This window comes from Seonamhaeicola marinus, from assembly GCF_008085455.1.
This window is the reverse complement of record NZ_VSDQ01000577.1, coordinates 394,358-406,164: the sequence shown is the minus strand read 5'-3', so window position 1 is coordinate 406,164 and position 11,807 is coordinate 394,358. Positions and strand designations below refer to the sequence as shown.

Below are 11,807 nucleotides of genomic sequence, written 5' to 3'. Positions count from 1 at the left end.
GTCAGGATGTCAAAAATATGATTTTAAATTTTTTTACATTTTAGGAATAAAAAGCCCACAAAACACGCTTTTATTCTTTTATTTTCAATAATTCTAGTGTTTTCTTTCTATGAATTTTTCCAGATAATGTTTCCGCAAATTTTGGCAGGTAAAAAATAGTTTTGGGAATCTCGTACTTATCTAAAACATTGAAAATAGTGGTATCTAATGAGTCTTTTTCTCCCTCTACCAAAAGCACGAGTTTATCTCCTAATTCATCATCAGGTAATGCCGTTACGAAAAACTCCCCATTTATCTTACTTTGTAGCTTTTCTTCAATTTTTTCTGGAAATAACTTAACGCCTCCAGAATTAATAACATTATCAAAGCGTCCTAACCAATCAAAACTTGTATCGGATACTATTTCCACTATATCGTTAGTTACAACTTTTTCGTTTGTTAAGCTAGGAGCTTCTATGACCAAACAATCTCTATCATCTTTAGAAACAGTAACTCCTGGTAAGGTTTCAAAATACTTTTCAGAAGCACTCCCAGAAAAATTATTGAGCTTCCTAACGGCAATATGAGAGACAGTCTCGGTCATACCAAAGGTTTCATAAACGTTAGTTTTCTTATCTTGAATAAGAGCTTTAATAGGTTCAGAAACACGACCTCCCCCAACAATTGCTGTCTTTAAGTGCTTTAAATACTTGGCAAAGTTTTTAAGCTGCATTGGCGTAAATGCACAGAAATCATAGTCTTTCCTTAAATCAATTCTGGGTTGTACAGAAGGCTTTACCATATCTAATTCTAAGCCTAAAATAATAGCTCTTACAATCATCATTTTACCAGCAATAAAATTAGAAGGCAAACAGTTTAAAACTTTTTTTCCTGGTGTAAGATCAAAAAAATCGCCTGTTGCAATAGCCGAATTTACCATGGCTTGCTTTTTAATTTTGATTTTTTTCGGCTTTCCTGTAGAACCAGAGGTTTGCACCTCTACATAATCTTCTTTATCTAACCAATCTAATAAGAATACGCCTAATTCTCTCTGGTAAGGCTCTCCTTCTTTGGTAAAACTATAGGCAACTTCCATTAATCCCTCATAGGTGTAATGGTAATTGTTTAATTTAAATCTGTTGTGGACATTTCTAAAAGTAGGTGTCATGTTGTTGTGTTGTGTTTTATATTAATTGTTAGGTTGTTCCAATCTCATCGATAACTTGATAATCTTCATTCTTAGGTGGTTTAACTTTTCCAAATAACTTCTCTTTCCAGTTTTTCCATTTGTATACCTTGGCAAAAATAAAAATGAGAATCGGAAAAATCACAAAAACGGGTACAATAATTTCGAATACTGTAGATTCTGAAGGATCTGCGATACTTTTTAAAATAGAAGGGGTTTGAAAGGCGGTCCAATTAGCAGTCACCAAGAGTACGGTAAATAAATTATTTGCAGCATGAAAACCAAGTGCTAATTCCATACCATCATCCATTAAAGTTATGATACCCAAAAATAATCCTGTACCTATGTAATAAACCAATAATACATAACCTAATTTCTCAACTTCAGGATTCGCTATATGCATAACTCCGAAAATAACCGAAGTAAGTATTAGTGGTAACCATCTGTTCTTAAAAAATGCACCTATACCCTGCATTAAATATCCTCTGAATAGGTATTCTTCAAAACTTGTCTGAAAGGGTATTAAAATAATGGCAATAGCTGCTAAATATAAAAAGGGTTCTAGCTTAAAATTAAAAAGATAGTCTTCAGGATTACTTGAATAATCTAAAAGCACCATTCCCGATGAAATGATTCCCCAAAAAAAGAACGAAAAAAACACACGTTTCCAATCTACCTTCTTTCTGGATGTCGTTAACGACGTAAGGCTTTGTTTATGAATAAATTTCACCCATAAGAATAACAAAATAAGACCAATGGCAAAGGGTACTAAAGTTTCAATTAAAAATCTATTCTCTCCTTTATTTTCTATTTCCGTTTGAATAACACTTTCAACATCTATGTCCAAAACTATTATTGCCAAAAAATTTAATCCCATTAAACTTAAAAAAAGACCTGGAATAATAAAATACTTCCAAAAACCTAATTCCCCCTTAAATGCCTGCTCTATATACATATTTATTCAGTTAAAAGTTCTAAATTCCAATTTAATTTATTATTGTATTGCAATGTACCATTTTTTACTTGTAATGGGCTATCAAAGTTATTAGTAAACAAACTTCCAGTACCTAAACCTTGAGGTAAATTACTTTGTTTATTATAGGTATATTGTGCTATGGCGTTTAAGCCAATGTTACTTTCTAAAGCACTTGTAATCCACCAACCTGCACCATTTTGTTCGGCTATTTGAATCCATTCATCACTCCCTTTAAATCCACCAACAAGGCTTGGTTTTAAAATAATGAATTGCGGACGTATGGTCTGTATTAATTCTTCTTTTTTTGTTACAGGGTAAACGCCTATTAATTCTTCGTCTAGCGCAATTGGCAATGGTGTAATGTCACAAAGCTTTGCCATATCTTCTATTTGTCCCTGTTTTATGGGTTGCTCTATAGAATGTAAATCAAAATCGGATAACTGTTTAAGTTTCTCCAAGGCATTTTCTTTAGAAAAAGCACCATTAGCATCAACGCGAAGTTCTATATCTTTTGATGAAAAAGAATCTCTAATAGATTTTAACAGGTTACATTCCGTTTGAAAATCTATAGCTCCTATTTTCATCTTAATACAGGTAAACCCGGCTTCAATCTTTTCTTCAATTTGCTGTTTCATGAAACTTTCAGAGCCCATCCAAATGAGTCCATTTATGGGTATGTTAGCTTCGCTTTCAGAAAATCTAGATGGAAAAAGGTTAAATTTATCTTCAGAATTCAAAGATTGAAACGCTATTTCCAAACCAAATTGAATACTAGGAAACTCCTGCAATTGAGGTAATAAGTTCTCTAAACCTATGTTTATGTTATTACAAACCCAATTTAATTTTTCCTCGTAATCGGGTCTGTCATCTGAAGATAAGCCTCTAAATAGTCCACATTCCCCTATTCCCTCTTTTATGCCATCGTTTAAAAAAAGGAACCATGTTTCTTTGGTCTTTAATACACCACGAGATGTTCCGCTGGCTTGCTTAAAATTTAGAATGTATTTTTTATAGGTAGCTTTAATCATTTATAGTTCTATAAACTCGCCAATATCTAACAGCATAAGATCTTTACCTTTTTCAAAGAATTGTCTTTTTGCTGTATCATGGTCTATTTCAATATATCCAAAAGTATCGTAGTGGTAGCCTAAAACTTTATCGCACTCAATGAAATCACTAGCCATAATAGCGTCTTCAACACCCATAGTAAAATTATCTCCAACGGGTAAAATAGCTAAATCTAATTTTGTTCGCATTGGTATTAGTTTCATATCATAGGTCAATGCTGTGTCTCCGGCTATATAAATATTTTTATGTTCGCCTTCAATTACAAAACCTCCTGGTTGCCCGCCATAACTACCATCGGGAAACGACGATGTATGAATTGCATTAACATATTTAACAGTTCCAAAATCGAAATGCCACTTACCTCCATGATTCATTGGGTGTCCCTCAAAACCTAGATTCCCAAAATGGGTAACAATTTCGTAATTAGATACAATTTTTGCTCCTGTGCGTTTTGCAATAGCTTCTACATCCAGAATATGATCTTGATGTGCATGTGTTACTAAAATATAATCGGCTTTTAAATCTTCAATATTAATACTTGAAGCCTTTGGGTTTGCAGTGATAAAAGGATCTACAATAATATTGATACCGTTAACCTCAATAGCTAAACTGGCATGACCTAAATATGTAATTTTCATTTTTTTTTAAGTTTAATTTTAAATATGGAATTTACTAAAATGGCAACAAATGTCCAATACCTAAAAGCACTGCTAATAACACTGTAGTTAATGCCAATTTTTTTAATTCGGGATCTAAAAGTCTAGGCTCTTTATTTTTACTTACCCTAATAAGATGTAGTACTAAGGGAACATAAGCCACAACAAATATTAAATTGTAAGGCGATGTATAGTACAAAACACCAAATAAAGCTGAAAGTATAATTGCCAACACCACTAGGGTATAATGGTATTTTTTAATCCGGTTTTTACCTAACTTAACTGCAAGTGTTCTTTTTTCGGCTTTTTCATCGGACTCAATATCCCTCATGTTATTTAAATTAAGTACTCCAGCACTTAACAACCCTATTGTACATGCGGGCAAAAACGTAACATGATCTAAAGTTTTTGCATATAACACATAACAGCCGCAAACACTTATTAAACCAAAAAAAATGAAGACATAAATATCTCCTAAACCCCTATAACCATAGGCATTTCCACCTACCGTATATTTAATTGCAGAAACAATACTTAAAATCCCCAATACGAAAAACGTTAAGGTTAATAAAAAGTGACGTACTCCAAAAGACAAAAAGATTAATGAAAATGCCAACCCTATAGAAATAAGTACATTAATTTTTATGGCATTAAACATTTCATCTGGTGTTAACTTTCCAGATTGAATAGCCCTTTCAGGTCCAATTCTGTCTTCGTTATCAGTGCCCTTAACACCATCTCCATAGTCGTTAGCTAGGTTAGATAAAATTTGTAGACTTAATGTTGTTAATATAGCCAATACAAAAATACCCCACTTAAAATGACCATTGTATTCTGCTAAACACGAGGCTACAATAATCCCAGAAATTGAAAGAGGTAAGGTGCGCAAGCGCATTGAGGAAATCCAAACGGATAATTTCTTCATATTTAAGGAATCCATTTTTTATCAAAATTGGGCGCTCTCTTTTCCAAGAACGCATCACGTCCTTCTTTAGCCTCATCTGTCATATAAGCTAATCTTGTAGCCTCACCTGCAAATACTTGCTGGCCAACCATTCCATCATCCGTAAGGTTCATAGCAAACTTTAGCATTTTTATAGACGTTGGAGATTTTGCTAATATTTCTTGCGCCCATTGGTATGCGGTATCTTCGAGCTCATTATGGGGTATTACAGCATTTACCATACCCATTTCAAAAGCTTCTTGTGCAGAGTAATTTCTTCCTAAAAAGAATATTTCTCTTGCTTTCTTTTGTCCTACCATTTTTGCTAAATACGCAGAGCCATACCCACCATCAAAACTAGTAACATCGGCATCTGTTTGCTTAAAAATAGCGTGTTCTTTACTTGCCAAAGTTAAATCGCAAACCACATGTAAACTGTGACCTCCGCCAACAGCCCAACCAGGAACAACAGCAATAACTGCTTTTGGCATAAAACGAATAAGACGTTGAACTTCTAAAATATTTAATCTATGATAGCCATCTTCACCTACATAGCCTTGATGACCTCTAGCTTTCTGATCTCCTCCACTACAAAAGGAATAGACACCATCTTTTGTTGAGGGGCCTTCTGCAGATAGCAACACAGCGCCTATATTAACATCTTCATTAGCATCGTAAAAGGCATCATATAACTCACTTGTAGTCTTAGGTCTAAATGCGTTTCTTACATTTGGTCTATTAAATGCAATACGGGCAACGCCATTACATTTTTTATATGTAATATCTTCATACTCCTTAGCTACAACCCAATTAGCTTTTTCCATATTCTATAATTTTCTCAAAAATAAATTTATTTCAATAAATAGCTTACTAATAAATGAATAATTTTATAGTTAAAATCTTGCCATATTAAACAAATTATTAAGCAAAAATTAAGTATGTATTAAAAATGGACTTTTCTTATATAAAGTGGTAGGTACGTAGTCCTTTTTACCGTATTTTTGTAATAAGCAAAAGTATTTATTTGTATTTTGTCGGATAAATTTGTATTTTGTCGAAAATTAAATCCCTGAACATAATTTTATGTTAACAACTATTACTGTTATTATTTCCACTCTCGTTATAGTGAACTTTGTGCTATTAAAAGTAAGTGTAAATAAAATTGAAAAAACTAAAAATACCGACAAGACCATTGTGGTATTGAACCCAGAATTAGCCAATACGTCTAAGTCTGAAACTAACTTAGCTCCAACAGGAAGCTAAGTTATTACTGTTTTACCAACGTATTGGAGATGCGTCCAGATTTCCAAGAATAGTATTGGCTTTGCTAAAATGCTTGTTGCCAAACCAATACCCTCTGTTAGCGCTTAAAGGAGACGGATGACCAGAAGTTAATATGTGATGCTTTGATTTATCAATTAACTTTGCCTTTTGCTTAGCAAAACCACCCCATAATAAAAATATAACATCAGATGTATTTGAACTTACAGTTTTAATAACTGCATCTGTAAACGTTTCCCATCCTTTCTTTTGATGACTTCCTGCATTATGTGCTCTTACGGTTAATGTTGCATTTAGTAGTAAAACACCTTGTTTAGACCATTTTGTTAAATCGCCACTCTTGGGGTACGCTATATTTAAATCCGATTCAATTTCTTTAAAAATATTAATCAGTGATGGTGGATGTTGTACACCCTCTGCCACCGAAAAACATAGTCCGTTAGCTTGTCCTGGACCGTGATAAGGATCTTGTCCAATAATAACTACTTTTACATCGTTAAAATGGCAATGGTTAAAAGCATTGAATATTTCTTTACCGGGAGGATAACATGTTTGTGTTTTGTATTCGTTTTTTACGAAGTTTACCAATTCAGTAAAATAGGGTTTATTGAATTCCTCATTTAAATAGGGCTTCCAACTTTCGTGAATATCTACGTTCATTATACTTAATTTAAGATACCTGCAACCAACTCCTTTAACAAATCTCCTTGCGGAACAGCATTTGCTCCAACGCCTTTACTTTTAACATCAAAAGTTCGTAATGAAGCCACTACTGTACTTACTTTTCGCATAGGATAATTTCTTGCTGCGGTTACGTATTCATTAACAAAATAAGGGTTGATTTTTAAAGCCGATGCCACGTTTCTAGGGGATTTATCGCTTAACCCATGGAAATGTAGCAATTGGGAAAAGAAATTAAACAATAATGAAACGGTAACCACCATAGGATTGTCCTTTGGGTTCTCCGCAAAATAGTTTACTATTCTATAGGCTTTAATTGCATTGCGTTCTCCTATAGCTTTGCGTAATTCAAAATTGTTAAAATCTTTACTTATTCCTATATTTTCTTCAATATGTTCTGGTGAAATCTGAGTGCCTTGAGGTAAAATGATTTGAAGTTTTTCTAGTTCATTATTAATTTTACTCAAGTCGGTTCCTAAAAACTCTACAAGCATTTGAGCCGCTTTAGGGGAAATTTGATACCCTTTAGGAGATAGTACGCGCCTAATCCAATCGGCTACCTGATTTTCGTAAAGCTTCTTGCTTTCATATACTACACCCGTTTTTTTAAGCGTCTTGTAAAGCGCTTTCCGCTTGTCTATTTTTTTATATTTATAGTTTACAACAAGAACAGTTGTAGGCTGGGGATTTTCGGCATAAGCAGCCAATTTTTCAATAGTTCTGGATAAATCCTGAGCCTCTTTTACAATTACAACCTGATACTCGGCCATCATAGGAAATCGTTTAGCGTTCCCTACAATATCCTCAATACTAACGTCCCTTCCATAAAGTACCATTTGGTTAAATCCGCGTTCCTCCTCACTCAACACCGAACTCTCTATATAGTCGGAAATCTTATCTATATAATAAGGTTCTTCACCCATTAAGAAGTAAATGGGTTTTAGTTTTTTGTTTTTAATGTCTGTTACTAGTAGCTTGACTTCGTCCAAAAGCGCAATTGTTTATTCAGTGATGTCAGTTCGAGTTGAGGCTTTTACCGCAAGTATCGAGAACTTCTCGATAATAATTTCTACCGAAAATCACTCGAAGTGACATTAATAGTTCTAAATTTGTGTAGTGCAAAAACTTAATTTCCCTACATATTCGTTTCGTTTCAAAAGTAACGAAAATAAAATTTCTATTTTCGATTGTATTCGCAAAAAGTTTATAGTGTTACAGCCCGAAGAATGGGTTAGACAACACTGTATACATTATTTAATTTCGGAGAAAGGCTATCCAAAATCATTAATTAATGTTGAAAAAGAGTTGTTTGTAAATGGTTTAAAAAAAAGATATGATATCGTTATTTTTAATCCGGACGGCAGTATTCATCTTATTGTAGAATGTAAAGCTCCGGCGATTACAATTAGCCAAAATACTTTTGATCAAATTGCACAGTACAACTTAACTTTAAAAGCTAGTTTTTTAATGGTAACCAACGGATTAAATCATTATTATTGTCAAATGGACTTTGAAAACGAACGTTATAATTTTTTAAAGGATATTCCGCATTACACAAAATGAAAATTGCCGTTGTTATATTAAATTGGAATGGGCAACAATTGTTAGAGCAGTTTTTACCCTCGGTTACTAAACATTCATCTGAAGCCACTATTTATGTAGCGGATAACGCGTCTACTGATGCTTCAGTTGATTTTATTGAATCTAACTTTCCAGAAGTCAAAATTATCCAAAACAAAGACAATGGTGGCTATGCTAAGGGCTATAATGATGCTATTCCTTTTGTAGAGGAAGATATTTTGTGTCTTTTAAATAGTGATATTGAAGTCACAGAAGGTTGGTTAAAGCCTATCGTACAAACTTTTGAACAAGAGCCTAACACGGGCATAATTCAACCCAAACTATTAGACTACAAACAAAAGACGTATTTTGAATACGCTGGAGCTGCTGGTGGTTTTATTGATAAATATGGGTACCCTTACTGTAGAGGCCGTATATTTAATACTATTGAAAAAGATAACGGACAATACAACGATACCGCAGATATCTTTTGGGCCTCGGGCGCCTGTTTCTTTATTAGAACAGGTATTTTTAAAGAGTTAAAAGGGTTTGATGCTAGTTTCTTTGCGCATATGGAGGAAATAGATTTATGCTGGCGTGCAAAAAACTTAGGACATAACATCAAATATGTAGGTGATTCTACTGTTTATCATGTTGGCGGAGCTACCTTAAACAATACAAATCCGAGAAAAACCTATTTAAATTTCAGAAATAGTTTATTTACACTCACAAAAAACGCTTCTGGCACTATATTTGATAAGATTTTCGTCAGATTGTTATTAGATGGTATCGCTGGTGTAAAGTTTTTGTTTGAATTTAAACCCAAGCACACGCTTGCAATTATAAAGGCGCATTTCAGTTTTTATAAAAATTTAAGCAAATTATTACAAATAAGAAACTTAAATAAAAAAAGAGTGAATTATTACCAAAGGACGTCCATTGTAGTTGATTATTTCGTAAATAAAAAGACTAATTATAACAGTTTGTAAATAGTAAGCAAAAGTTTTGTTAACTATCTTAAAATAAGTATCATTTTAACTATTTTTGTGTATCAACTAAATATATTAATCCTTATATAAATTTCATTAACCTTATCATGAAAAAACTTTTATTATTAAGCTTATCTTCTTTATTAGTTTTAAGCTCCTGTGTTTCTAAAAAAGAATTTACCGCGTTACAAGAAAAACAAAAAGAAACTCAAGATTTACTAAACTCAGCTACAGTGAAATTAAACTCTTGTTTAGCTGATAAAGCTTCTGCTTCTGCTAGGGCTAAAGCTTTAGAAGAGCAAATAGCTGATTTACGTAAAAGTAATGAGAACTTACAGGTTTTATCTGCGTCTAGTGCAAGTAGTGTAGAAAAAACACTTGAGAGTATTAAAGAAAAAGAATTAAAAATAAACAGACTACAAGACGCGCTTACTAAAAAGGACAGTGTTACTTTAGCACTAGTTACTAGCTTAAAGCGTGAAGTTGGAATTAACGACCCAGACATTGAAGTTAATGTAGAAAAGGGTGTGGTGTTCATTTCTATTGCTGATAAATTATTATTTAAAAGCGGAAGCTACAACGTAACTTCTAAAGCTAAAGATGTTTTAGCTAAGGTTGCTAAGGTAATTAATAGCAAGCCAGAATTTGAAGCTATGATTGAAGGACATACAGATAACGTATCTTATAGAAAAGAGCCTTTATTAGATAACTGGGACTTAAGTGTTAAGCGTTCTACATCTATCATTAGAGTATTATTAGAATTAGGTGTTAACCCTAAACAACTTATTGCCGCTGGTAGAGCAGAATTTGTGCCATTAGTAGATAATGATACTGCAGAAAACAGAGGTAAAAACAGACGTACAAGAGTTGTTGTATTACCTAAAATCGATCAGTTCTATGACATGATTGAAAAAGAAATGAAAACACTTTCTACTGAGAACTAGTAGTTTTCTCTAAATAAAACATTAAAAAGCCCAACGTATTACGTTGGGCTTTTTAATTTATGGTAGCTATTATGTTTTGTGTTTAGAACACAACTAACATAACCAATTGAAAACTTAATAGTTTAAAGCTAACATCTGCAAGTGAACCTACATAATGTAAAGCGAAGTATCTGTTTGCTATAATTCAAAACATTAAACGTTCTTATAAAATGTAAAATACAACTGGTCATTTGGAATGACATTGCAATATATTTTTTAAATTGATTCATAAGCATGTATTAAAATTTCTAAAAATTCTCAAAAGACAACTCCATATTAACCACTGCCCCTACCTTATTTCCTGCGGCTACAGCATTAGCTACAGAACGTAATCTTGAACAGTTATCACCACAGGCAAATACACCTTCAATAGTAGTTTTTTGCATCATATCTACTTCTAAATAGCCCATATCATTAATTGCACATCCAAGCGATTCAGGAATACTAGAATGTTGTTTAAAAGGAATTGCTGCATAGGTGGCCTCAAAATGTTCCTTAGAATTATCAGCAAAAACTACGTTTTTAATGTAACCATTAAGATGTTCTATTTCTACAATCTCTTTTTCTATAATCTTAATATTATTGTCTCTCATCTTTTTTATTTGCTCACTGTTAAAGTTGGCCTTTCCCGATGTTAAAATGGTAACATCAGAAGTTAAGTTTTTTACCATTGGAGCCAAGTGGTAGGCATGCTCTCCATTGGCCAAAATACCAGTCTTTTTATGTCTTATTTCATAACCGTGACAGTACGGACAATGTACTACAGAAATACCCCAACAATCTGAGAACCCTTTAATATTTGGCATTAAATCCTTAATACCAGTAGCAAAGACTACTTTTTTTGCTAAAAATTCCTTTCCAGATTGCGTTTGAATTTTAAACCCCGATGCATCTTTTTCTCCTGCAATTGCTAACTCTTCTAAAAAATGAACTGTTTCATATTCCAAAACCTGACGTTTTGCCGCTTCAGATATTTCTTTGGGAGTTTTACCGTCTTGGGTAATAAAATTATGTGAGTGTGGTGTTTGTCTGTTACATGGCAAACCACTATCCAATATAAGGACTTTACGTAAAGAACGTCCAAGCGCCATGGCCGCGGAAAGTCCAGAATAACTACCTCCTATTATAATTACATCAAAATTTGTCATACTTAGGTTAATTTTACGTTGTTTCAGTTGAATACATAATAAGGTAGAAACCATTGCCGCGGTTGCTAAACCTAATTGCTTTATTGCTTCTCTGCGCTTCATACCTATTTTTATTATTGCAACTCTGTTGCATTAATAATTTTCAAATATAGAAACAATATTCATATTACGCATACTTGTGTAAAGTATTTTTGGGATGTAGTTTCTGAAAAAAGGTTGTGATTATTTTAAAAAATTAAATGGGAAACTATGAAGTCAAGGCTCTTAAAAGATTACATAAAAGTAATAAATTTTTTAATTTAGTTTTTTAGTTCTATGGATGAATTTACATAAAATTAGTTTGTTATCATGTTTGAT

General features: G+C 33.0%; 13 protein-coding genes. 4 read left to right on the top strand and 9 right to left on the bottom strand.

What is annotated here, in order from left to right; genetic code table 11:
• Positions 1 to 70: 70 nt before the first annotated feature.
• From FUA24_RS10120 to FUA24_RS10095, 6 genes are read right to left on the bottom strand one after another with little or no spacing between them, the layout of a single operon-like run.
• Complete coding sequence (locus FUA24_RS10120; protein ID WP_148541960.1) at positions 71 to 1,147, bottom strand: AMP-binding protein; 1,077 nt, start codon at positions 1,145 to 1,147, stop codon at positions 71 to 73.
• Between the two features lie 28 nt (positions 1,148 to 1,175).
• A complete protein-coding gene (locus tag FUA24_RS10115; protein WP_148541959.1) occupies positions 1,176 to 2,120 on the bottom strand; it encodes a CPBP family intramembrane glutamic endopeptidase in 945 nt (314 codons plus the stop codon).
• Between the two features lie 2 nt (positions 2,121 to 2,122).
• Positions 2,123 to 3,169, bottom strand: coding sequence for an o-succinylbenzoate synthase (locus FUA24_RS10110; RefSeq protein ID WP_148541956.1), 1,047 nt, complete (start codon positions 3,167 to 3,169; stop codon positions 2,123 to 2,125).
• Entirely contained in the window at positions 3,170 to 3,847 is a 678-nt protein-coding gene (locus FUA24_RS10105; RefSeq protein WP_148541953.1) for a metal-dependent hydrolase, read from the bottom strand.
• 34 nt (positions 3,848 to 3,881) lie between these two features.
• On the bottom strand, positions 3,882 to 4,805 hold the full coding sequence (gene menA / locus FUA24_RS10100) for a 1,4-dihydroxy-2-naphthoate octaprenyltransferase (RefSeq protein WP_148541951.1): 924 nt from the start codon (positions 4,803 to 4,805) through the stop codon (positions 3,882 to 3,884).
• Positions 4,793 to 5,632: a 1,4-dihydroxy-2-naphthoyl-CoA synthase gene (locus tag FUA24_RS10095; protein WP_148541949.1), complete on the bottom strand. Its 840-nt coding sequence runs from the start codon at positions 5,630 to 5,632 to the stop codon at positions 4,793 to 4,795. The genes menA and FUA24_RS10095 overlap by 13 nt, the downstream gene beginning before the upstream one ends.
• A gap of 259 nt (positions 5,633 to 5,891) precedes the next feature.
• Here FUA24_RS10095 and FUA24_RS10090 point away from each other — a divergent pair, with 259 nt between their 5' ends.
• Complete coding sequence (locus FUA24_RS10090; RefSeq protein WP_148541947.1) at positions 5,892 to 6,071, top strand: hypothetical protein; 180 nt, start codon at positions 5,892 to 5,894, stop codon at positions 6,069 to 6,071.
• 12 nt (positions 6,072 to 6,083) lie between these two features.
• On the opposite strand, the gene FUA24_RS10085 is transcribed toward FUA24_RS10090, so the two are convergent.
• Positions 6,084 to 6,749 (bottom strand): uracil-DNA glycosylase, encoded by a 666-nt coding sequence (locus tag FUA24_RS10085; protein ID WP_148541945.1) that lies wholly within the window; start codon positions 6,747 to 6,749, stop codon positions 6,084 to 6,086.
• A 5-nt stretch (positions 6,750 to 6,754) separates the two neighbouring features.
• Entirely contained in the window at positions 6,755 to 7,759 is a 1,005-nt protein-coding gene (gene holA / locus FUA24_RS10080) for a DNA polymerase III subunit delta (protein ID WP_148541943.1), read from the bottom strand.
• 127 nt (positions 7,760 to 7,886) lie between these two features.
• On the opposite strand from holA, the gene FUA24_RS10075 reads away from it, so the two are divergent.
• From FUA24_RS10075 to FUA24_RS10065, 3 genes are all read left to right on the top strand, one after another.
• Positions 7,887 to 8,333 carry a type I restriction enzyme HsdR N-terminal domain-containing protein gene (locus FUA24_RS10075; protein ID WP_148541941.1) on the top strand — a complete coding sequence of 149 codons (447 nt, stop codon included), beginning with the start codon at positions 7,887 to 7,889 and terminating at the stop codon, positions 8,331 to 8,333.
• Positions 8,330 to 9,319 carry a glycosyltransferase family 2 protein gene (locus FUA24_RS10070; RefSeq protein WP_148541939.1) on the top strand — a complete coding sequence of 330 codons (990 nt, stop codon included), beginning with the start codon at positions 8,330 to 8,332 and terminating at the stop codon, positions 9,317 to 9,319. Before FUA24_RS10075 ends, FUA24_RS10070 begins: the two co-directional genes overlap by 4 nt.
• Before the next feature lie 107 nt (positions 9,320 to 9,426).
• Positions 9,427 to 10,263, top strand: a complete 837-nt coding sequence (locus FUA24_RS10065) for an OmpA/MotB family protein (RefSeq protein WP_148541937.1) — start codon at positions 9,427 to 9,429, stop codon at positions 10,261 to 10,263.
• Between the two features lie 287 nt (positions 10,264 to 10,550).
• Here FUA24_RS10065 and FUA24_RS10060 read toward each other — a convergent pair whose 3' ends face one another.
• A complete protein-coding gene (locus FUA24_RS10060) occupies positions 10,551 to 11,552 on the bottom strand; it encodes an NAD(P)/FAD-dependent oxidoreductase (protein ID WP_148541935.1) in 1,002 nt (333 codons plus the stop codon).
• Between the last annotated feature and the right edge of the window lie 255 nt (positions 11,553 to 11,807).